The organism is Chitinophagaceae bacterium (genome assembly GCA_016713085.1).
Taxonomy (GTDB): domain Bacteria; phylum Bacteroidota; class Bacteroidia; order Chitinophagales; family Chitinophagaceae; genus Lacibacter.
On the sequence record JADJPV010000002.1, the window covers coordinates 1,237,237 to 1,259,989 of the forward strand.

Genomic DNA, 22,753 nt, shown 5'->3' on the forward strand with positions numbered 1-22,753 from the left:
CTTATTTCACTTTTAATTTTTGATACCAGGAGTTACCATCAATTCCAATACTACGCAGCGTCATGTTTGTTGCTGACAGTTCCAGGATTTCATACGTTGTTCCACCTGTACCAAAAATGATCATTCCATTTCCGGGAACAGTAAACTGAATTCTTGTTGAATTAGCACTGGTAGATGCTGAAGTTGCATCCATAAATGCCAGTTTCTTTGTTCCTGTTGTACCAAGATTTATACATGCATCACCACCGCTGAATCCGTAAAATGCTGTTGCAGCTCCAATAGAAAAAGATTGACCTTTGTTATCAATCGCCATTGATATATTATTATTGGCGTCTTTTGAAAAAGTAATCTCATCGTCATATGAACAGGCATCTCTTGAATTAGGTCCTGCAGCATACCAGATTGGAGCAAACGCATCGGCCGGTCCAACACCAAAATGTCCGTTGGCATCTTTGTCAGAAACCCATACTCTGCTTGATCCGTTTGTTAATGCTGCAATAATCGGAGCAGGAATTTCAAAAGCAACAAATACTTTCACCTTTTTGCTGATGGTTGAAATGGCTCCACCGGTTCCTACGGCATTTACTGTAATGGTGTATTCGGCAGTTCCGGGATTGGTGTACTTATATGTCAACGCACCACCGGGAACAACTTCACTTTTACCATCGCCAAAATCGATTTTGTACGTTAATGCACTTGCTGCTGTTGTGGTAATGGTTACCCTTCCTGTTCCATTTCCGTTGGGATTGGCAACATCTGTTCCAACTACTACAGCAGTTAAAGTAAGTGCCGAAGGAGTCTTAATATCTCCAAAGGAATAGCTTTCCTGTTTACAACTGCTGAAACCAATCAGTATTGCAACAAAAAGAACAGCAATTGATTTTATATTATTTATCATGATTGTTATCCGTTTAAAAATTAATTAAGTGAAATATCATCAAAAAGGAAAGTGAAGTTGGCTGATCCATCGCCCATTGTTCCAAGATCAAAGATCAATACAATCTTATGATAGGAATTTGCTGTATTGATGGCACTGAAATCAAAGGTTAACTCTTCCCATGCATTGGCAGTAGTTGTAGCTACTTCTTTTTCAAAATTAAGTGCACCATTTGTTTGATTTTCAACTTTCAGCAGTAACTTGGCTCCTATTCTTGGTGAGAACACTTTTACTTTGAATGTTTTTTTCACTGAAAAATCAATTGCAGATGATAAAGCAATCCAGCTTCCACCCCATGGCTGACCTGCATTCTTAATCATCTTACCAACTTTACTGCTTGCATTAATTCCACCTGAATTTGGATTTGTAACAACTGTTGCATTGCCACCATCAAAATCAGTAAACGTAAACGTACCTGATTCGAATGTAAGAGGAAGTGAAGGCCCTGCCGGTGGAGGGTTTACAGCCAGATGTTTTACATCATCCCAGTAAAATATTTTTCCATTACCTGCAGTATTAAAGTCGAAAAAGATGGAAGCCATATCATAGTTATAAGCATAATTGATTGCTGCTGTACCCGCTGCCTGGTTGGCAAAATCAAATGTCAATGTTTCCCATGCATTTGCCGCTGTAGTTACCGCTTCTGTTTCAACTGATTTTGTATTGTTGGTATGATCTTCTGCTTTTAAACGAACAGGAATTCCTGCTGCAGGTGAATATACCCTTACTGTCATTTGTGTTGCTGTAGCAGAAAAAGGTATTTTAGAAGCAAACCCTGCTGATGTGCTCATGGTTGTTCCTGCCCATGTTTCAGCACCACTTGGTTTGGTTGTTTTCTTTACTTTATTCGCTGCATTTTCCGGATCAACTGCATCTACTGTAATATTGTTTCCAAAATCAACTACTGTATAGTTAACACCTGCTTCATCAAATGTAAGTGGTAAATTAACCTGTGAAGACGGAATTGTGTTTGTTAACCTGATGTCATCAAACAACCAGGTAAAATTAGCAGATCCATCGCCCTGCGTTCCCAAATCAAAGATGAGAACAATGTGCTCGTAGGTATTTGCTGTGTTGATTGCGCTGTAGTCAAACACCATGTCTTCCCATGCGTTGGCAACAGTTGTAGCCACTTCTTTTTCAAAATTGAGTGCACTGTTGGCTGCGTTTTCAACTTTCAGTAAAACCTTTGCTCCCACTCTTGGAGAAAATACTTTCATTCTGAAAATTTTGTTAGCAGAAAAATCAATCGAACTTCCAAGACCAATCCAGCTGCCGCCCCAAACCTGGCCGGCACTCTTTATCATTTTACCAACCTTCGCACTTGTATTAATACCACCCGATTGAGGATTGCTTACTACTGTAACTCCGCCGCCGTCAAAATTATTAAAGGCATAGGTTACAGTTGGTGATTCAAAGGTGATTGGCAACAAAACGGGATCAACAATGTTAATCGTTTTTGTAATTTCTGTTGTTGCAGCACCACCGCTTAACGCAACTACTCTTACAGTATAAGTTCCTACTGCAGCATACACATGGCTGATTGTTTCACCTTCCAAAAATGACTTTGGAACTTCATTAGCAACATCACCAAAGTATACTTTAAACAGTGTTTCATACAAAGCTTTTGCTGAAACATTCACTTTGTAATTATTTGTCGGATCAACAACTGCTGTAACTTCTAAATTTTCAGGAGCCTTGAATGAAACGGTGAGCTTCTGTGTTGCTTCGGTTGTTTTTCCTGAAATGTTATGAGCAATAATTTTTACGTTATATACTCCTTCAGCATACACATGCTTTGCATTACCGCCTGCTGAAACTTTTACCGGCGTTGCAGCTGCATCACCGAAATAAACATCATAAGTGGTTCCTCCTTCTCCATTAGGAGTAATGGTTACCAACCCGGTATTATCCTGTGTAATGTCGAACATGGCCGAAAGCTTATCTGGCAGTGCGGCATTTTCTCCAAAGGCGATATCATCGTTTACTGTCTTTTTACATCCTGTTATAACAAGAAGTAAAAACAACAGGCTGAATAAATATTTTGATGTATACATAACTATCTTTTTAATGTTGATTGATTAATAGCCGGTATTTTGTGTTAAACCGGAAATATTTATTTCCAGTTGCGGAATCGGGAACACTTCATGTTTACCTGCTGTAAAACCGGTGATTTTTCCTGCAGCCTGTCCTGTTCTAACAAGGTCAAAGAAACGCTCTCCTTCCATTGCAAGTTCAAGTCTGCGTTCATCAAGTATTGCCTGGTATAAAGCAGTACCTGTTGATGTAATATCATGCAGATTATCACCGAAAGCACGGCGACGAACCAGGTTCAGATAGGTTTGTGCTTTTGTTGTATTTGGAGCTGTTGCTTTGCTGTTTGCTTCTGCTGCCATTAACAAAACATCAGCATAACGGATTGTTCTGAAATTATTCAGGAAGTTCAATTCAATCTGTCCGGATGTTTCACCTTTTCTTGGCAGATACTTCTGATTATACAAACCGGTATTTTTATAAGGAGCTACCTGGTAAGTAATATTGAAAGAAGGGTTTGAGGTTTTATAAGCTTCAATATCAAGTACTGTTGCTGATTTTCGTTGATCACCGGCAGTATATGCAGCTGCTAAATTTTGGGTTGGTAAATTTGTACTCCAGCCTGCTGCATATGGCATAGCAGCAGTACCATTTAAACCTCTGATGCCACATTGTTGAACTGAAAGATTTCCCTGTCCTCTTGTAACACCTCCCCAATTATAATAAGGAGAAGTATTGGAATACTGAATTTCAAATACAGACTCAGGACCATTTTCACCGGCAGCTAAAAACATTGAACTAAAGTTTGTGACGAGGCTGAATGCATTGGCTGTAATTACACTTTCCAATACAGTTGCGGCAGCATCAAACTTATTCTGATACAAATAAACTTTACCCAATAAAGCCTGCGCAGCATATTTTGTGATGCGTCCCTTTTGTGTTTGTATTGCCGGTAAAACAGTAATTGCAGCAGTTAAATCTGCTTCAATTTGTTTGTACACATCAGCCTTCGGCGCCCTTGTTAAGGACTTTGAATCTGTTAGTCCAAGGCGTTTGTCTGTAAACAATGGAACATCGCCAAAGAACTTAACTAAAGTGAAATAATAGTAAGCTCTCAAAAAATAAACTTCACCATACAATGCATCTTTACCTGCAAAGTCAACAGTTTCACCGGCAAGATTTGCGGCTTTATACTGATGCATGTAATTGGCACGGTTAATTCCTTCGTATGCGGCCTGCCATATTTCAGTCAGGGTTGAGTTAACAGAAGTGTGTGTATAATCATCGATCTGTTGCAGAGACAATACATCTGATGCATTTTCGCCACCGCTAACAGCATTGTCAGATGCAATATCACCAACAGGTACTGTTTGATTCAGCCATTGTATGGGAGTGTACACACTGATTGCCATTGTACGGTAATCAGTCTCTGATTTCAAATAATCAAGTTCTGTAATCCTGAAATCCTCATGTGGATTATAATCCACCCATTTTTTGCACGAAGCAAGCATGGTTACGATCAGTACCAGGCTTATTATAGTTATTTTCTTCATTGTAATATTTTTTTTGATTGGAGTGTTAAAGTTTAATGTCAAGACCTACAGAATAAATCCTTGCCTGAGGATATGCACCACGATCAACACCTGAATTTAAAATACCACCGGATATTTCAGGATCAAATCCTGTGTACTTGGTAAAGGTGAATGCATTTTTTACCTGTACATAAACTCTCAGTTTACTGAAGATATTTTTTGTAACAGATGCTGGTAATGTGTAACCTAACTGCAGGTTTTTAATTTTGATAAATGAACCATCTTCAACATACCTGTCTGATACACGGATATTACTGTTGGCATCAGTAAAGGAATATCTTGGAGTTCTTGCATCATTGGTTGAACCTTCCCCAGTCCACCTGCCCAGTACAGAACGGAACTTGTTGCTGTAGTTAGCATTTCTTTCATACGCACTGTAGATATCATTTCCTTTCGATACATAAGTAAAGGCGTTGAAATCAAAGTTTTTATACTCCAGGTTCAGACTCCATCCAATAGTGAAATCAGGGAATGGATCTCCAATCTTTGTTTGATCCAGTGCGTTTATAACTCCGTCGTTATTTACATCCACAAAACGGATATCACCGGGTTGGGCACCTGTTTGTGTTGCACCTTTGGTAAGATCTCCCGCATTTTGAAATAAGCCATCTGTTTTATATCCATAAAAATAACCGGGTGTAAAGCCTTTTTCAAAAACAGTTACTGTTTGTGACTGGCCATTAAAATACCCACCACCGTAAATTTTTGCAGTACCATCGCTGTTTGTTGCGGTTACTTCATTTTTTGAAGTGGTGAATGTAAGACCTGTAGTCAGTCTGAAATCTTTCCCGATTACTTCAGTATAATTCAGGGAGAGATCAACACCACTGCTTTTTGTTGAACCGATATTGGCAGTAGGAATAGGAACTGTACCAAGATATAAAGAAGCAGAAGGTGTAAATAACAAACCATCCACTTTCTTCTGGAAGTAATCAGCTGATATAGAAAATTTCTTCTTATAGAAGGTCATATCAAAACCGGCATTTGCCTGCAATTGTTTCTCCCAACGCAAAGCATTGTTGGCAGCAGACCCTACTGTAGAGCCCGGATAAAATACATCACTAAATGTGTAACCATTACTGTTGGCAGTTGAACCATAGCTTGGTCCGCCGGTAACAATACCTACATATTGAGGATCTACATTTTCATTACCGATTGATCCATAGCTTCCCCTGATTTTTAAGTAATCAATAAAATCAGAATGGAAGAAATCTTCATTGGAAGCTACCCAGCCCAATGAACCGGAAAAGAAGTTGGCAAATTTATTATCTGTACCAAACGCATAAGAACCATCACGGCGTGCAGTAAAAGATGCTAAATACTTCTCCTTGTAATCATAATTGATACGGCCGAAATAAGAAAGATTCCTTCTGAAATACTGGTAATAGTAACCGGTAAGTGCATTGGTATTGGTTGCAGTGTTGTTTCCAACTGCTGCAGTAAAATCAGCAAATTCCCATGAGTTAAAAGGAACATCCTGCCTGGTTGCACCGGCTGCATTTCCTGAAGTTCTCGCCATTGAAAAACCAAGAACTGTTTCAAAATTATGATGTTCTTTAATTCTGAAATTATAATTGGCGAAAGTTTCCCAGGTATAATTAAAGTTGCTCACTTTGTCATGTGAAACACTATTGTGCTTGCCGACAACAGCAGAACCATCAGCATTCATTGAATTCTCAACATTTAAAGGACCATAAAATACACTTGGTGTAAAGCTCTTGGAATTACCGTCATACTTTGTATATCCAAAACGTGTAGTGAGTTTGAGATTTTTCAGTACATCATACTGCAGTTCAAACTTGCCGTACAGTTTTGTACAGATGTTTTTATTATACGTGTTATCCAGCTTTGTAAGCGGATTAAATATTTCTGATAACAACAGGTTACTGTATCCATATTTACCTACAGTATTTGGTGTTGTGTTATAAACAGGTACAGTAGGATCAAAATTCAATGCACTGCCAATAACGCTGTTAAATGAATTTTCCTGAATACCTTTTGAATTAAGGATAACCCCGGTAGTATTGACAATGAATTTTAATTTACGGGAAAGATCGAAATTCAGGTTGGCAGTAAAGTTTCCCCTGTCGAATTTAGATTTATCATTTCCTCCTACAATTCCTCCCTGGTTCAAGTAACCACCTGAAAGGAAATAAGACATTCTATCGCCACCACCACGGGCAGTAATATTATGTGATTGCAGTGTTGCCTTCTTGAAAATTTGTTTCTGCCAGTCAACACCAACTCCCAAAACAGATAAATCAGGGAAAATAACATTTCCACCTGCTACAGTACTTCCTTCATTAATAATGGCTCCATATTCAGTAGCATTTAATACACCAATGGTGTTCATTACTTCCTGCACACCATAATTACTGCTGATGGTAATTTCTGTTTTTTGATTCTTTCTACCCGACTTGGTTGTTACAACTATAACACCATTTCCACCTTTCACACCATAAATGGCGGTTGTTGCAGCATCCTTTAAAACGCTGATTGACTCGATATCGGAAGCATTAATAGAATTAAAATCAGTGAGTGTTTGAGGAACACCATCTATAATTACAACCGGATCAGTTCCTGAAAAAGAAGGAATACCCCTGATCAGAACAGTAGGTTTTGAACCGGGTGAACCGCTTTGAATCACATTTACACCGGAAGCCTTGCCCTGTAACACTTCTTCAACACGTACAGGCCGTAACTTTTCAATTTCAGCACTCTTTATTGTTGAAATGGCACCGGATACTTTCGTTACCCTTGAGTACCATAACCAACAACCACTACTTCTGCTAATTTGGAAACAGCTTCAGTAAGAGTAATTTCCAAAGGACCATTTGTAATAGCCACTTCTTTTGATTCGAAGCCAACGGACGTAATTACTAAGGTTTTTGCTGTTGAAGGAACCGATATTGTAAAATCGCCCTTTTCATTTGTAGTTGTACCAATTGTTGAATTCTTTACAACTACGGAGGCTTTGGAAACCCCTTCTCCTTTTTCACCGGTTACTTTACCGGTAACGGTTTTGTTTTGTGCCCAACTTATGTTTGTGGCAAACAATAAGAGAATAAAGAACATTCCCTGAATGACTTTTTTCATACGCAAGTTTTTTGTTTAGTTTTAATCAATATCAATCGAGGGGTAAAATTATGTCAAACAAAAATTTGCAAAGGCATTCTCCACTACATCTCCACTACATCACTATTGTTCAACTATATGATTATCAATAGTTTTAAATTTCATCTTTACTACATCACTTATCTTTTTATCTTTATTTCATGAAATTGCTTGCTCCCTTTCTTTTGGTTGTACTATTTGGAAATTTATCTGTTGCACAGAATACGATAGGGCTGCCGCAAATAGTAAATTATAAGAACACAGACTTTCATGCAGGCACCCAAACCTGGGATATTAAGCAGGACAAATGGGGTCGCATGTACTTTGCCAATAACGAGGGACTTGTAACATTTGATGGTGCTTACTGGAAGGTTTACCCCCAACCCAACAAAACGATATTACGGTCAATAGCCCTAGTTGGAAACCGGGTGTATGCAGGTGGTCAGGATGAGATTGGCTACTATTCACCCGATGAAAATGGCACCCTTCTATACACATCCTTGAAAAAACTGATTCCGGACTCTCAAAATAAGTTTGAAGACAGATGGGACATAGAGGTATATAAGGAATCTGGTTTTTGTCGCACCAGGGATCGGATTTGTCAGCTGAAGAATGAAACCATGCAGGTTCACCCCGCTATTAACGGCTGGCAGAGTATAAAAGTAGCCGGCAATAAACTGATTGCACAGGACCTTAAAAAAGGACTTTTCCAGTTTATTAATAATCAATGGCAACCCCTTTCAACCGCTAACCCGTTCCCGGATATTTATATTACCGGAATAGCTGCATTGGGTAATGACAGCCTGCTCATCAGTTCTCTCCTCAATGGCTTATATGTTTTTTACAACGGCATCTTAACCCAAAAGAGTACAGCAGCCGATAACAATTTTCTTAAAAGCCAGATCTATTCTTTCGAAAAAATCAACAGTACAGAATTTGTGACGGGCACTACATCTGAAGGCTGCTTAATTATTAATTCTGCCGGGCAAATTGTTCAGCAAATCGGGCGGCCTGAAGGTCTTCAAAACAATACAGTACTCAGTATATTTCTTGATAAAGACAATAACTTATGGACCGGATTAAACAACGGAATCAGTTTTATTGCCTACAACTCTGCCATTAAATACATTAAACCGAGTAAAAGCAATGAACAATCAGGGTATACTTCCTATGTTTTTAATAACCGCCTTTACATTGGCACTTCCGATGGGGCTTATTCTGCTCCCATTGCAAACTCAAATAAGGATCTGAGCTTTGCTAAAGGGAATTTTGAACTGATCAACAACAGTAACGGGCAGGTATGGCGGCTTGATGAAGTAAATAAACAGTTGTTCATGGGCCATCACAACGGCTCGTATTTAATCAGTAATAACCAGGCATTGCAATTGACGCATGATGGTGGTGTGTGGCTGTTTGTTCCAACATCATCAATCTTCCCTGCAAAGAATGTTCTTTCAGGAACATATTTCGGTTTGACAATGTTTGAATTTGCAGAAACAAAATTCATGAAAGGGAAAAACTGAGTGGCTTAAATGAATCGCTGCGCTTTCTTGCAATTGATAATAATAACGAAATATGGGCGTCGCATCCGTACAGGGGCATTTATAAAATACAATTATCAAAAGATAATAAATCATATACTGCCCGGTTGTTTACAGATAAAGATGGATTACCATCAACTTTCAGAAACAATGTTTTCCGGATAAAAAACAGGGTTGTGTTTGCTACTGAAAAAGGTGTTTATGAATACGATCCGCCAACAGAAAAATTCATTGCTTCTCCCCTGTTATACAAGGTATTTGCAAATACAGGTGTTCAATATCTGAATGAAGATGCTGATGGAAATATTTGGTTTTGCAGTGGAAAAAAATTGGTGTTGCCCGTTTCACCGGTACAGAAAACAGCCCTGTATTGACTTATTTCCCTGAACTCACAGGGAAAGTTTTAGCCGGCTTTGAAAATATATACCCATACAGTAAAGAAAATGTTTTTATTGCATCTGAAAATGGAATACTTCACCTTAACTATGAAAAGTACATCGGCAGAAACCCGACTTTGCAAATCTTACTGACACAGGTAAAAATTATCGGAAAAAATGACAGTGTAATTTTTGGTGGCCACTTTCCATTAAACGATGTGTTGAAAAACATTCAAGCCAAATCATCCGTTTTACACTTTCCTATAGACTATAATTCCTTTCACTTTGAATTCAGTTCACCTGCTTTCAGCCTGCAAAACAATATTGAATACAGTTATCAGCTGGAAGGGTATGAAAGCAAATGGTCGGCCTGGACATTGAAAACTGAAAAGATTATACCAACCTGCCGAATGGAGCCTATACGTTTAAAGTAAAAGCACATGATAATCTCGGCAATGAATCTGAACCTGTAAGTTATAGTTTTGTTGTAAAGCCTGCCTGGTATAAAACAATCTGGGCATACCTGTTATATACAGCTCTCTTTGTTTTCGGTTTATATATAGTTGATAAATTGCAAAAAAGAAAGTTCTACCATCAGCAGCTTAAATATGAAGAGGAGCAGAAAAAGCTTAAGTACATTCACCAGTTAGAAGTAGAGAAAAATGAAAAAGAAATTATTCAGCTTCAAATTGAAAAACTATCTAACGAGGTTACTTATAAAAACAAAGAGCTTGCCGATGCAAGCATGCATTTAGTTGAAAGAAGCGATGCGCTCATAAAAGTGAAAGATGAATTACAGCAGCTGTATAAAAAAACAGGCGGCAATCATGATGTAAAAAAAGCAATTCAGCTTGTTCATGATATTGAAAAAAACAATTCAAATTGGGAACAGTTTGCCACACATTTCAATGAAATCAACAATGACTTTCTGAAAAAATTAAAGTTGAAATTCCCCAGCTTAACCAACACTGATTTAAAGCTGTGTGCTTACCTGCAGTTAAAACTATCTTCCAAGGAAATTGCCCAGCTTATGAATATTTCTGTACGGGGTGTTGAAATCAGCCGTTACCGCCTCAGAAAGAAATTACAATTACCAACAGAACAAACTCTGAATGATTTTCTGAATGAAATACATTTGAATTGACTTATTCTGTTACTGCTTATGCATTTGCCATAGCACGATCAAGGTGAACATATCCGCCATCAACATAAATCAATTGACCTGTTGTGTGGCTTGATACCGGTGACAACAAGAATACAGTCATGTTGGCAATTTCCTCTGCAGTGGTAAACCGCTGTTCAAATGGAATTTTAGAAGTGATTTCTTTTAATTTCTGTTCAGGATTCGGTAGAGTCTTAATCCATTTATCATACAATGGAGTATAACATTCAGCAACAACCAACGCATTTACACGAATAGAATATTTTGCAAGTTCCACTGCCCACTCACGGGTTAATGCATTTCTGCCACCATTTGCTGCTGCATAAGCTGAAGTATTTCCTTGTCCTGTTTCTGCAGTTTTGGAAGTAATGTTTACAATGCTTCCTTTTGATTTTTTCAGCTCAGGCAATGCAAAATGTGCCATCAAATAATAGTGCACTACATTTCTATGCAGGCTTTCCATAAACCGTTTGTAATCGCCTGTTTCCAAACCTACTCCATCATTTACTCCTGCATTGTTAATGAGCCCTTCAATTCTTCCGAACTTTTCAATGACAGTATTAACCGCTTTCTCACATTCTTCGGGTATTGACAGTTCTGCACACACCTGCCATGCATTACCACCTGCTGCTTCAATTTCATCAACCACTAATTGATTATCAGTTGCACTGCGGCCAACAATAACTGGAATTGCACCTTCTTTTGCCAACACTTCAACAATCCCTTTGCCAATTCCCTTGGCACCACCGGTAACAATAACCACTTTATCCTGTAACTGGAGATTCATATTCTATCATTTATAAGTTATAAAACCTGATTGCATTTTTGCTGAAAACTTTCTCCTGTTCTTCCATTGTGTATGATGCGAAATATTCTTTGATCACATTCAGCCATTTTTCGTACGATGAAGCTACCAGGCAAACCGGCCAGTCGCTGCCAAACATGATGCGGTCTGTTCCAAAACAATTCACAACTGTATCTATATAAGGAGTTAAATTTTCTTTTGACCAGTTTTTCCAATCAGCTTCAGTTACCATACCACTCAGTTTGCAATAAACATTTTGCTGTTTACTGATTGTCTTCATGTCGGCTTTCCATTCATCAATCTTTCCATCTTTAATAGATGGCTTAGCAATATGATCAATTATAAAACGCTGATCCGGAAATTTTTTCACCAGTTGTAATGCAGCTTCAAGATGATGCGGAAAAATGAGGATATCATAAGTATACCCATACTCGTTCAGCTTGCTGATGCCATGCAGAAAACTTTCCAGCAACATAAAAGAAGGTTCTTCACCCTGCAATACATGTCTGAAGCCTTTCAGTTTTTTGTATTGTTTGAAATACTGTAACCATTCTTCGATCAAATTACTGCGCAGATCAACCCAACCAACCACACCTGCAATAAAATCATTTTCATCAGCCATCTTTACAAGCCATTCGGTTTCTGCTTCTGTTTGATTTGCCTGCACAGAAATACATGTTTCTATTTTTTCTGCTTTCAATACTTCGGCAAGATCAATTGGCAGAAAATCTTTCCGTATCACAGACATATCTTCTGTTATCCAGTCATAAACAAACGGATCGTATTTCCAGAAATGCTGGTGTGTATCAATGATCTTCATCACTGTTCTTTTAAATCAAATATTTTATTCATCAGTATCCACTTCTCGCCTTTTTTGGCAGTTGGCAAAGCCTGCTGATACTTCCACATTAATTCTTCCCATTCCTGCACTCTGGTATTCGAAGCATCCATTGCTGATTTCTGTTCAAATGAAAAATCAGCAGTGGTTTCCATAATCATGAACAAACGGTTTTCAACCCGGTAAATTTCCATATGAATGATTCCTGCATCTTTGATGGAAGCTTTGATCTCAGGCCAGATATGTTCATGATATTGCTCGTATTCAATAATGAGCTGCTTGTCATTTTTTAAATCAACTGCTAAACAATAGCGATGCATAGAATTAATTTTCAACATTAGTAATTCTGTACCCCTTCCAGCCAAACAGCATGATTACAATAAAACAAATAAGTGGCACAATATATCCCAGCTGAATATTTCCGCTCCAGTCGCTGATCATTCCAAAAAAGCGTGGCATGATGGCACCTCCGACAATTGACATAATAATTAAGCTGCTCCCATACTCTGTATCTCCTTTTAAATCTTTAATCCCTAAAGAAAAAATTGTCGGGAACATGATTGACATAAAGAAACAAATAGCGATTACTGCATAAACAGTAATCATACCGGTCCCCATCATTGCAACAACACTCAGCAATATATTAACAGCAGCATAGTAAGCCAGCAGTTTTTCCGGTTTGATATATTTCATCAGGAATGTTCCTGAAAAACGGCCAATCAGGAATGCAATACCACAGGCACCTAAATAATCCGCAGCTGTTACCTGATCAATGGATGCAGATTTCACAGCATATAAAATGAACAGGCTAAAAACAGAAACCTGTGCGCCAACATAAAAAAACTGTGCAGCTACTGCCCAGCTTAGATGTTTATGCTTAAATGCATGGAAAATATTTTTACTGGCAGTATGTCCGGTGGATTGCTGGATTTTCGGCAAATGTGTAATGGCAAAAAGAATAGCTACTACAATTAGTACAATTCCCAAAATGGCATAAGGCATTTTAACTGATGCAGCTTCTGAAGCCAATGCCATCTTCCTGGCCGCATCTGTCATTAAATTTAATTCTGTATCAGTATGACCTTTGGTTAAAATAATTCTTGCCCCAATTACCGGGGCCAATGCTGCAGCTAACCCATTAAATGACTGTGCAAAATTTAAACGTTGTGTTGATGTTGCCGGATCGCCCAGTGCAGCAGCATAAGGATTGGCAGCTGTTTCAAGAATAGTTAAGCCACATGCAATGATGAACAAAGCAATCAAAAAATAATTATAGGATTGATAATCGGCAGAAGGTAAAAACAAAAAGGAACCTGCAGCAAACAATAATAAACCAATAATGATTCCCATTTTATAACCAAACCGCTTCATGATATAACCTGCCGGTAAAGCCATCACGAAGTAAGCGATGAATACAGCTGAATCAATCAATGTTGACTGCGTTGTTGTTAACGTAAATGATCTTTTCAGGTGGGGAATTAAAATCGGGTCAAGATTATGTGCAAATCCCCACAGGAAAAACAAACAGGTTACAAGAATAAATGCAAAGAGATACGGTTGATTTTTTTGATTTGGCATGGCAGCGAATCGGTTGTTATTTTTTAAATGCAATCACAGTTTGTTTGGATGTTCCGAGTCCATCAACACCCAGCTCCATTACATCTCCTGGCTTGAGATAAACAGGCGGTTTCATTCCCAATCCAACACCGGCAGGTGTACCAGTTGAAATAATATCTCCCGGCAACAGGGTCATAAATCTGCTTACATAGGAAACAAGATGCGGCACATTAAACACTAAATTAGCTGTTGTTCCGTCCTGCATCTTCTGTCCGTTTACGGTAAGCCATAAACGCAGGTTGTGAACATCAGCAACTTCATCTTTTGTAACCAGCCATGGCCCGATTGGTGCAAATGTATCGCAGCCTTTTCCTTTATCCCAGGTACCACCACGTTCGAGCTGAAATTCACGTTCGCTGATATCATTATGCAAACAATAACCTGCAACATAATTTAATGCATCAGTCTCTTCTACATAAGAAGCTTTTTTACCAATCACAATGGCTAGTTCCACTTCCCAGTCTGTCTTTACTGAATCCCTTGGAATCATCACTTCATCATTTGGGCCAATGATGGCTGTTGTTGATTTAAAGAAAATAACCGGCTCTGCAGGAAGTGTTGCTCCTGTTTCTTTTGCATGATCACTGTAGTTTAATCCGATACATACAATTTTTGAAGGACGCTTTACCGGGCAACCATATCGTTTCACATCCACAACAGGCAATGTTGTTGTTGCCACAATTTTTTCTAATTTTTTCAAGCCATCATTTTCAAAAAAAGCTTCATCATAATCAGTTATCCATGCAGATACATCATAACATTTGCTGATTAAGATTACACCCGGTTTTTCTTTTCCTGCTTCTCCAAAACGAATCAATTTCATCTGTACTGTTTTATTATGTTTATTTAGTTATTCAATTTTATAAAGCCCCCGTCAATCGGGTAATCACAACCCGTAATAAACCCAGCCTCATCACTGCATAAATACAAGGCAAGATGTGCCACTTCTTCTGTTGTACCCATCCTGCCAATCGGCTGACTCTTTGATAATTTTTCAAAAATCTCCTCTTCCTTTCCGGGATAGTTTTTTGCAATGAATCCTTCTACAAAAGGTGTTAACACTCTTGCAGGCGAAATACAATTGCAACGGATATTGCTTGACAGGTAATCCCGTGCAGCAGACAGAGTCATTCCCAGCACCGCACCTTTACTCATACTGTAAGCAAAACGGTCTGTAATACCAACGGATGCGGCAATGGAACACATATTAAGGATAACACCTTTCTGCTTTTCTTTCATCACCGGAATTACTTCATGCAAACAATTGTACACGCCTTTTACATTGATATTGAAAAGACGGGTAAAATCTTCTTCTGTTGTACTGTCGGCAGTACCTACATGAGCCACACCTGCATTATTCACCAGCAGATCAATTGTCCCCTGTTCTTTTACAACCTGCTGTACCGCATCTTTTACCTGTTGCTGATCGGAAATATTTAAAAGAATGCTTTTGGCCGATCCGTTTGCTGCAGCAATTTCTTCTATTGTTTGCTGCGATCCTTTTTCATCAATATCAAAAATATAAACCGTTGCTCCCTGCTTTGCAAAGAGCTTGGCAATTGCACGGCCGATGCCGCTGCCACCACCTGTTATAACTGCTGTTTTTTGCTGTAACTGAAACATGATTCAATTGATTTTCAAATAAATAATCAACTCACTCTAAAAATAACGACCATTGTCAACTGTAAAATGATCAGCTTATGTCTGTATCATCTAAGATAACTCATCAGCAACAATAAGATAAGAATCTTCTGCAGGAATTATGCTTATACTTCCACCATTGCTTTGATCACTCCATTGGCCGGGTTCAACCAGCTTTCGAAATTTGCTTTCACTTCATCAAACGTTACACGGTGTGTGATATAAGTGGCGGGATCAACCAGTTTCTTTCGCATACAACTCATCACAAAATCAAAATCGGCTAATGTTGCGTTACGGCTGCTCATTAATGTTGCTTCCCTTTTATGAAATTCAGGATGACTGACAATTAACTCGCCTTTCTGCAAACCCACAAGCACATATCTTGCTCCATGTGCCATGTACAAAAAAGCACTGTTGATCGCTCTCTGATTTCCCGATGCATCAACAATTACTGTTGGCATATCGTTATTGGTAATTTCTTTCAATTTCTGCAATACATCTTCCTCTAATGGATTAATGGTATGTTCCACTTTCAGTTTATCCTTGCAAAATTGCAGACGGGTATTATTTACATCCATAGCAATAACACGACCACCTGCAATGCGGGCAAATTCCATTACACCCAAGCCAATTGGTCCGGCACCCACAACTAAAACAAATTCACCCGGCATTACTCCAGCCCTTCTGATACCATGTGCGCCAATTGCCAATGGTTCAACCAATGCCAGTTCATCAAAACTCATATCGCCGCCATGCAGTAATGCTGAAACCGGAACAGAAATAAATTCCATCATACCGCCATCTACATGCACACCAAATACATTGATGGCTGCGCAGCAGTTTGGAAGACCGTTACGGCAGGCAATACATTCACCGCAATGAAAATAAGGGATGAGTGTAACTTTTTCGCCTACTTCAAAACCTGTGGAAGAATCAACCTGTATAATTTCACAACCCAGTTCATGTCCGAGTATGCGTGGATAAACAAAGTATGGCTGCGTACCTTCAAATGCATGCAGATCAGTTCCGCAAATACCAATACGTTTTACTTTTAAGATTGCCCTGCCTTCCTGAATTTCGGGTGGATCTTTTTTGATATATTCAAACGAACCCGGTTGCTGACACAGTAATGCCTTCATATAATTTCTTTAACTGAATGAAAAGATGGAAATATAGTAACAGTAGTTTTCGATGCGGATGTCTTTCGTTCTTCTACTGTATTGTTTCGATGTAAACAAACTGAGGAATCAATCTCAATTAACAAGAAAGAGGAGGAGACTATTTTCATGTAATGCAAGTTCAATCGTTCATTTTTTTAATGGCATTCGAACCATAAACTAATCCTGTTTAAGCATGGCTGTAAATATAGAATTCAGACAATAATCAGGCGTCCTGCCGTTACCTGTATCTGACAATACCAATAATGGCTCTGAAAACTGCATAACAACTAATAAAATCTAAAAATAGAACAGAATGAACAGATATTCAATGGAAGATATTATGAAACTGATGGATTATTTTACCGTTTGGTAAAGTAGTTCTGAGCCTCTGCATTCGCCATTTTTACCAATTGCCAGTAAGGTGGTTTGTATTTTTTTACACCTGTAAAAGTTTCAGCCTGTAAAGCAACTGATTTTTTTACCTGCTGGAATATGTTCACAAATTCAAGGTTCTTCATTGCCTGCACGGCTGACATCCCTTCAGGAATTTTGCCAACCTTCCCAAACAGGTTCAATACAACACAATAAGCTTTCAATACTCTTGCAACAGGCAGTTTCCATGTATTGTATCCAATCTCTGCTCCTTTATCTGCTTCAGTGAGCAGTGCATCCATCACAGCATTATCAAGATGATCCTTAAATAATGTTTCTCCATCCTTCCATTCTGCAACAACCGTAAGCTGCGGATCATACTCAAGATCAGAAGGCATTTGTGTTACGAAATGTTCTACACCAAATGAATGCAGCCAGTTCTCCACGCCCGGCGATGAAATGGTTGAAACTGCTTTCCATAACTGCAAACCATTTTTCCTGTATGCATAAGACCCAACTTCTGAACAGAACATTGCCGAAGAATCATCATAGTTCATTTTAAAATCATAAGGAATATGACGTTTAGCTGCTTCATCAAACGCATAAAGGGCCACTTTTTGAGGCAGCATTGAATCAGTTTTCAATTGTGGCAAATCAAACCGTGGACGTAATACCATAAACCGCAGCTTTTTATCTTTCACATAATCTGCAACAGATGATACGGCTACTCCTTTTTCAATATGCGCTTCAATGAGGTAAGGGATATTTGCTGATGCATCAATATATACCAATGCCACATGTGAAAAATTACCGGGGTAATCGTTTCCTCTTGAAATAAATGCAGATACTTCTGCCCCTCCACGGGAAACAAGCAAATCACCACTATGAACTGTTATGCCGAGGATGTTGGTTGATGCTGTTGCGGAATGCTCTTCCTTTCCAAAAAGAATATGTTCGGTTGAGTCAGCCTGTAAAGCTACTTCTTCAACTGCGGCTCTTAATCCATACAGCATTTTGTACAAGCTGTTTCTTACAGCTGTACTGTTAATATCCACCTGTTGCGATTGAAACTTCACAGCAGTTCGTATTCTGCCATAAAGTACATTCAACTGATGAGCATATTGTGGCTGAGCTGCAACCAATGCCGATAGTGAAAAAAAATGAAAGAGGACGGCATTGTAAACTGAATCATTCAATGCAATAGTGCTGCTTTCCATTTCACTGCAAAGTTTTTCTTCAATGCGAAAGACTGAATCAATTTTTATATGAAGAATTGCTGTGTCCAGCTTTCTGCTCTCTGAGAAATCAGCTTCCAGTTTGTTCCATAAAGAATCACTGCTCCAGCTGAATGGCTGCTGATGCGCCTGTATCTTATGCTCATTGGAAGGAACAGGAATGAGTAACAGTAAATAGATGGAAAGAATGATCAGTACTGCAAACAGAAAACGTTTCAGGAGTTTATGCATCAATGGCTATTTATATAAAGATCATTAAATTCTGAGAAAATAGTGCTTTCGTAAAACAACAAACGTTAATGCAATTACACAAATAATGACTCCATCTTTGCATCAGTATAATCTTTCACACACATCAGCACATTGCTGTATGCATCAAACTCATGTGCTTCATGCATTGTTGTGAGAACCACTGCTTTCATGCCCCCCAGCAATGCAGACTCCACTCCTTTTGGCGAATCTTCAAAAACAATACAATCTGCAGGATCAACTTTCAGCAATGAGGAACAGGACAAATACGTTTCAGGATCAGGCTTGCTAATTTTCACCTCATCTGCACTTACAATTGCATCAAAGTAAGAACGGATAGAAAGATTGTCAAGCACAAAATCAATATTGAACATAATAGCAGCAGAGCCGATTGCCATTTGTATTTCCTGTTTATTTGCCCGGCTTAAGAATTCATTCAGTCCTGGAAGCAAGGCTAAATGAGGTTTGAATTGAGATTGATACTGCCGTTCTTTTTCCAGGCTCATTTCTTTCTTTTCAACTTCTGTAAATCTTCCGGGGAACATGCGTTCAAGCAGCTCATCATTTTTACCATAGCATTCTTCCTTCATCCGCTCCAGTGAAAGATTGGCACCCAGTTCATTCAATATTCTGTGCCATGCTTTGATATGATACTGCATATCATCAATCATTGTTCCATTCAAATCAAACAAAAAAGCTTTTTTATTCATAATAAGAAACGGGATAGCGCATAAAAAAACGGGAAGTACCTGTTATCTGCATCAGAATATTTTCGCCTCAAGTATTAGAATAAAAATACCTGACAAAAAACCGAGAAGAGCAATCCAGCTTACCTTCTTCAGATACCACATAAAATCGATTTTTTCTATCCCCATTGCTGCAACTCCTGCCGCAGACCCAATGATAATAATACTTCCTCCTGTACCCGATGTAAGTGCTATAAGTTCCCAAAAATGATGATCTGTTGGATAGATACTTAAATCATACATACCCTGAGCAGCAGCAACCAGTGGTACGTTATCAATAATAGCAGAGATGATACCAAGTGAAGTACCTGTGAGGTATATATTCCCTAACGTTTTATCAAAAAAAACAGCAAGCTGGTTTAACAATCCGAAAGACTCTAATGACGATACAGCTAACAAAATTCCAAAGAAAAAAAGAATACTGGGTGTGTCAATTTTTTGAAGAGCAAGACTAACTGAAAAACGATGTTTCTCTTCAGATGGTTTCCTGGAATGAATTACTGATACAATGATCCACAAAATCCCCAAAGAAAATAACATACCCATCACTGGAGGTAAATGTGTTGCCATCTTAAAAAAAGGAACAAGCATTAAAAGAAATATCCCTGAAATCAACACAATATTTGCATCTTTTCTGTCAACATTGATATCTTCCTTACCAGTATAAGTAAAAGTCTGGTTTCGAAATTTCGGGCTGATAATTAATAAGGGTATAACAATTACAGTTAAACTTGGCAGAAACAGTTCTTTGATAATATTTACAGCAGATATCTGATTACCTATCCAGAGCATAGTTGTTGTTACATCACCCAGGGGTGAAAAAGCTCCTCCGGCATTTGCTGAAATGATGATCATGGAAGTAAACCAAAGCCTGTCATTTCTTCCACTCAGTATTTTGGCAGTTACAGAAACCATTACAATTGTAGTGGTGAGATTGTCCAGTATAGCCGAAAGAAAAAACGTAATAAATGTAATGATCCAAAGTAACCTGACCTTACTTCTGGTTTTTATTTTATCCGTAATAATGGTGAACCCATCATGGCTGTCAATAAGACCAACGATTGTCATAGCCCCAAGAAGAAAGAAAAGAATGGAAGATATCTCTCCTATGGTATGAATCAGTTTTTCCCCTGCTTCTTCTTTTCCATTTCCCGCAAACATATACAGCACCCAGCAAAGTACACCGGTTAACAAAGCAGATGCTGCTTTATTCAGCTTGATTGAATGTTCCATTGCTATGGCAGCATAACCAATAACAAAAACGATAAGTACTAAAATTGCCATACAAACTCTATTTATTTTTTTGAAACTCCTGTTTCTGAAATGAACATGAAGAATCAATCAATATTCCATGTCATCATTTTTCATCTTTTACAATAAAAAAACACCTGCTTGTTTGAAGCAGGTGTTTTCTTTATAATTCAACTACCCGAAGTAAGCATAAAGTGCCACAATGATCAAAACAATTCCCATTGCTCCAATCAGGAAACCCTTATCTGTTTCAAACAACTGAGGATTGAAATCATATGCCTTAACATCCTTAGTGGTGCTGTTTGCATTTGTATACATTATTATTGACAGGAAAGTCAACAGGAATGTCATCATGAAAATAGAATGAAAACCAAGACTAACCATACTCATGCCAAACAGATCAGTACCCCATACAAGACCTGCAATCAGTGTAATAACAGCTCCTATTGCAAAAGCCCTTCCTGCTGAGAGTAATTTTTTACGATTATCATTACTTACAGGTTCTGTCTTCACTTTTTTAGAATCTGTCAGTGAAAGAATAACGGCCATTGAAATCAAAATCATACAAACATATCCCATACGGATAATAAAAGGAAGGTCGGGCAATGCAATTTTCATCAATATTCCTACAGGCAATGTTGCAACTGTAGTCCACAATGCTGCACGGTTTGTTGCACGCTTCCAGAGAATACCCATACCAAATACAACAACAACACCGGGATAAATAAAGCCGGTATATTCCTGAATATACTGGAATGCCTGATCGAGACCGCCAAGTAATGGCTTAGCAGCAATCATTGCTATTACAAGTGCAACCATGGCTGTTATACGGCCAACATATACCAGTTTTTTATCATCAGCTGTTTTGTTAATATGTGATTTATAAATATCAAGTGTAAAGATGGTAGATGTTGAATTAAGCATAGAAGCGAGAGAAGAAACAACAGCTGCAACCAGGGCGGCAAATGCTAAACCACGAACACCCGCTGGAGCAAAATTGCGAAGTAACCAGGGATAAGCCTGATCAGCTTTGTCAATTGTTCCGCTTAGGTTTGTCATTGTTGATCTTAATTCAGGATGCTTAAACAATACATAAGCTGTAATACCGGGAATGATAACAATTAATGGAATCAGAATTTTTAAATAACCGGCAAAGATCAACCCTTTCTTTGCTTCAGCTAAGCTTTTAGCTGCCAGCCCTTTTTGAATAATATACTGGTTAAAGCCCCAGTATCCAATATTCGTAAGCCACATTGCGCCAAATATAACAGCCAAACCTGGCAAATCAATGTATGGATCTTTCACCCCACCAGATCCATCAGGAATAGAAGTAACGCCTTCTTTAATAATCATATTAAAATGCAGATCACTCGCATCTGAGCGGATAGCACCTAACACTTTTCCAAAACCATCAATGGCACTTCCTGTATCACTTACAGCCGCTAATGCAAACCAGGCTGTGATTAAGCCACCGCCCACTAAAAATATTACCTGTACCACATCTGTCCATGCAACAGCTTTTAACCCTCCATAAATAGAATAGATACCGGCAAAGATTAATAATCCCGGAACACCATAAGACATTGGGATTCCTAATATCTGATCCATTGCCATTGCACCCAACCACGCAACAGATGTAAGATTTACAAACACATAAACCAGCAACCAGAAGAATGAGAAGAAAAAGCTTACACCTTCACCATACCGTTCTTTTGCCAATTGCGGCATTGTGAAAATCTTCTTTTCAATCATTTGTGGCAGTAAAAATTTTGCAACCAGAATCAATGTAATTGCTGCTAACCACTCATAAGCAGCGATCCCAAGTCCAATAGCGTAACCTGAGCCTGACATGCCGATAAAATGTTCGGCTGGAATATTTGCTGCAATTAATGAAGCTCCGATTGCCCACCAGGAAAGAGTTCCGCCTGCCAAAAAATAATCCTTAGCATCTTCCTGATGGCCTTTCTTTGTTCTGGAAAGCCAAAGGCCTAAGCCTACAATCAATATTGCATAAGCAATAAAGATGGCATAATCAATAGTTGTAAATCCGGCATTCATAATGTTTAATAATTAATGGTTGTA

General features: G+C 38.5%; 18 protein-coding genes and 1 pseudogene. 4 read left to right on the forward strand and 15 right to left on the reverse strand.

The window, feature by feature from the left end:
* Position 1: 1 nt before the first annotated feature.
* From IPK31_18385 to IPK31_18400, 4 genes and pseudogenes are all read right to left on the reverse strand, one after another.
* On the reverse strand, positions 2-898 hold the full coding sequence (locus IPK31_18385; GenBank protein ID MBK8089729.1) for a PKD domain-containing protein: 897 nt from the start codon (positions 896-898) through the stop codon (positions 2-4).
* Positions 899-918: 20 nt separating this feature from the next.
* Complete coding sequence (locus IPK31_18390) at positions 919-2,994, reverse strand: hypothetical protein (GenBank protein ID MBK8089730.1); 2,076 nt, start codon at positions 2,992-2,994, stop codon at positions 919-921.
* A gap of 24 nt (positions 2,995-3,018) precedes the next feature.
* Positions 3,019-4,524 carry a RagB/SusD family nutrient uptake outer membrane protein gene (locus IPK31_18395; protein ID MBK8089731.1) on the reverse strand — a complete coding sequence of 502 codons (1,506 nt, stop codon included), beginning with the start codon at positions 4,522-4,524 and terminating at the stop codon, positions 3,019-3,021.
* A gap of 25 nt (positions 4,525-4,549) precedes the next feature.
* Positions 4,550-7,659: pseudogene (locus IPK31_18400) on the reverse strand (TonB-dependent receptor).
* A 179-nt stretch (positions 7,660-7,838) separates the two neighbouring features.
* On the opposite strand from IPK31_18400, the gene IPK31_18405 reads away from it, so the two are divergent.
* From IPK31_18405 to IPK31_18420, 4 genes are all read left to right on the forward strand, one after another.
* A complete protein-coding gene (locus IPK31_18405; GenBank protein ID MBK8089732.1) occupies positions 7,839-9,200 on the forward strand; it encodes a hypothetical protein in 1,362 nt (453 codons plus the stop codon).
* Positions 9,201-9,394: 194 nt separating this feature from the next.
* Positions 9,395-9,592: a hypothetical protein gene (locus tag IPK31_18410; protein ID MBK8089733.1), complete on the forward strand. Its 198-nt coding sequence runs from the start codon at positions 9,395-9,397 to the stop codon at positions 9,590-9,592.
* The gene (locus IPK31_18415) at positions 9,532-10,029 is read left to right on the forward strand and encodes a hypothetical protein (protein ID MBK8089734.1); all 498 of its coding nucleotides are present in this window, start codon (positions 9,532-9,534) and stop codon (positions 10,027-10,029) included. The genes IPK31_18410 and IPK31_18415 overlap by 61 nt, the downstream gene beginning before the upstream one ends.
* On the forward strand, positions 9,999-10,739 hold the full coding sequence (locus IPK31_18420) for a hypothetical protein (GenBank protein ID MBK8089735.1): 741 nt from the start codon (positions 9,999-10,001) through the stop codon (positions 10,737-10,739). The genes IPK31_18415 and IPK31_18420 overlap by 31 nt, the downstream gene beginning before the upstream one ends.
* A 16-nt stretch (positions 10,740-10,755) precedes the next feature.
* Here the strand turns inward: IPK31_18420 and IPK31_18425 are convergent, their stop codons facing one another.
* The 11 genes from IPK31_18425 to IPK31_18475 form a co-directional block, all read right to left on the reverse strand.
* Positions 10,756-11,544: an SDR family oxidoreductase gene (locus tag IPK31_18425; protein ID MBK8089736.1), complete on the reverse strand. Its 789-nt coding sequence runs from the start codon at positions 11,542-11,544 to the stop codon at positions 10,756-10,758.
* A gap of 10 nt (positions 11,545-11,554) precedes the next feature.
* Positions 11,555-12,382: an amidohydrolase family protein gene (locus tag IPK31_18430; protein ID MBK8089737.1), complete on the reverse strand. Its 828-nt coding sequence runs from the start codon at positions 12,380-12,382 to the stop codon at positions 11,555-11,557.
* Positions 12,382-12,720: an L-rhamnose mutarotase gene (locus IPK31_18435; protein ID MBK8089738.1), complete on the reverse strand. Its 339-nt coding sequence runs from the start codon at positions 12,718-12,720 to the stop codon at positions 12,382-12,384. Before IPK31_18435 ends, IPK31_18430 begins: the two co-directional genes overlap by 1 nt.
* A gap of 4 nt (positions 12,721-12,724) precedes the next feature.
* A complete protein-coding gene (fucP, locus tag IPK31_18440) occupies positions 12,725-13,978 on the reverse strand; it encodes an L-fucose:H+ symporter permease (protein MBK8089739.1) in 1,254 nt (417 codons plus the stop codon).
* 16 nt (positions 13,979-13,994) lie between these two features.
* Complete coding sequence (locus tag IPK31_18445; GenBank protein ID MBK8089740.1) at positions 13,995-14,840, reverse strand: fumarylacetoacetate hydrolase family protein; 846 nt, start codon at positions 14,838-14,840, stop codon at positions 13,995-13,997.
* Between the two features lie 23 nt (positions 14,841-14,863).
* On the reverse strand, positions 14,864-15,640 hold the full coding sequence (locus IPK31_18450) for an SDR family oxidoreductase (protein ID MBK8089741.1): 777 nt from the start codon (positions 15,638-15,640) through the stop codon (positions 14,864-14,866).
* Between the two features lie 143 nt (positions 15,641-15,783).
* Entirely contained in the window at positions 15,784-16,797 is a 1,014-nt protein-coding gene (locus tag IPK31_18455) for a zinc-binding alcohol dehydrogenase family protein (protein MBK8089742.1), read from the reverse strand.
* A 380-nt stretch (positions 16,798-17,177) separates the two neighbouring features.
* Positions 17,178-18,656 (reverse strand): hypothetical protein, encoded by a 1,479-nt coding sequence (locus tag IPK31_18460; GenBank protein ID MBK8089743.1) that lies wholly within the window; start codon positions 18,654-18,656, stop codon positions 17,178-17,180.
* A gap of 74 nt (positions 18,657-18,730) precedes the next feature.
* The gene (locus IPK31_18465; protein ID MBK8089744.1) at positions 18,731-19,384 is read right to left on the reverse strand and encodes an HAD family phosphatase; all 654 of its coding nucleotides are present in this window, start codon (positions 19,382-19,384) and stop codon (positions 18,731-18,733) included.
* Positions 19,385-19,435: 51 nt separating this feature from the next.
* The gene (gene nhaD, locus IPK31_18470) at positions 19,436-20,704 is read right to left on the reverse strand and encodes a sodium:proton antiporter NhaD (protein ID MBK8089745.1); all 1,269 of its coding nucleotides are present in this window, start codon (positions 20,702-20,704) and stop codon (positions 19,436-19,438) included.
* Between the two features lie 141 nt (positions 20,705-20,845).
* Positions 20,846-22,729, reverse strand: a complete 1,884-nt coding sequence (locus tag IPK31_18475) for a sodium/solute symporter (GenBank protein ID MBK8089746.1) — start codon at positions 22,727-22,729, stop codon at positions 20,846-20,848.
* Positions 22,730-22,753 lie beyond the last annotated feature (24 nt).

Excerpts from the sequence above, each read along its gene's own strand:
- IPK31_18475 (MBK8089746.1), bottom strand. The coding sequence starts at position 22,729 with ATGAATGCCGGATTTACAACTATTGATTATGCCATCTTTATTGCTTAT.
- IPK31_18385 (MBK8089729.1), bottom strand. The coding sequence starts at position 898 with ATGATAAATAATATAAAATCAATTGCTGTTCTTTTTGTTGCAATACTG.
- IPK31_18455 (MBK8089742.1), bottom strand. The coding sequence starts at position 16,797 with ATGAAGGCATTACTGTGTCAGCAACCGGGTTCGTTTGAATATATCAAA.
- IPK31_18425 (MBK8089736.1), bottom strand. The coding sequence starts at position 11,544 with ATGAATCTCCAGTTACAGGATAAAGTGGTTATTGTTACCGGTGGTGCC.
- nhaD (MBK8089745.1), bottom strand. The coding sequence starts at position 20,704 with ATGGCAATTTTAGTACTTATCGTTTTTGTTATTGGTTATGCTGCCATA.
- IPK31_18465 (MBK8089744.1), bottom strand. The coding sequence starts at position 19,384 with ATGAATAAAAAAGCTTTTTTGTTTGATTTGAATGGAACAATGATTGAT.
- fucP (MBK8089739.1), bottom strand. The coding sequence starts at position 13,978 with ATGCCAAATCAAAAAAATCAACCGTATCTCTTTGCATTTATTCTTGTA.
- IPK31_18435 (MBK8089738.1), bottom strand. The coding sequence starts at position 12,720 with ATGCATCGCTATTGTTTAGCAGTTGATTTAAAAAATGACAAGCAGCTC.
- IPK31_18430 (MBK8089737.1), bottom strand. The coding sequence starts at position 12,382 with ATGAAGATCATTGATACACACCAGCATTTCTGGAAATACGATCCGTTT.
- IPK31_18445 (MBK8089740.1), bottom strand. The coding sequence starts at position 14,840 with ATGAAATTGATTCGTTTTGGAGAAGCAGGAAAAGAAAAACCGGGTGTA.
- IPK31_18460 (MBK8089743.1), bottom strand. The coding sequence starts at position 18,656 with ATGCATAAACTCCTGAAACGTTTTCTGTTTGCAGTACTGATCATTCTT.
- IPK31_18450 (MBK8089741.1), bottom strand. The coding sequence starts at position 15,640 with ATGTTTCAGTTACAGCAAAAAACAGCAGTTATAACAGGTGGTGGCAGC.
- IPK31_18395 (MBK8089731.1), bottom strand. The coding sequence starts at position 4,524 with ATGAAGAAAATAACTATAATAAGCCTGGTACTGATCGTAACCATGCTT.
- IPK31_18390 (MBK8089730.1), bottom strand. The coding sequence starts at position 2,994 with ATGTATACATCAAAATATTTATTCAGCCTGTTGTTTTTACTTCTTGTT.
- IPK31_18405 (MBK8089732.1), top strand. The coding sequence starts at position 7,839 with ATGAAATTGCTTGCTCCCTTTCTTTTGGTTGTACTATTTGGAAATTTA.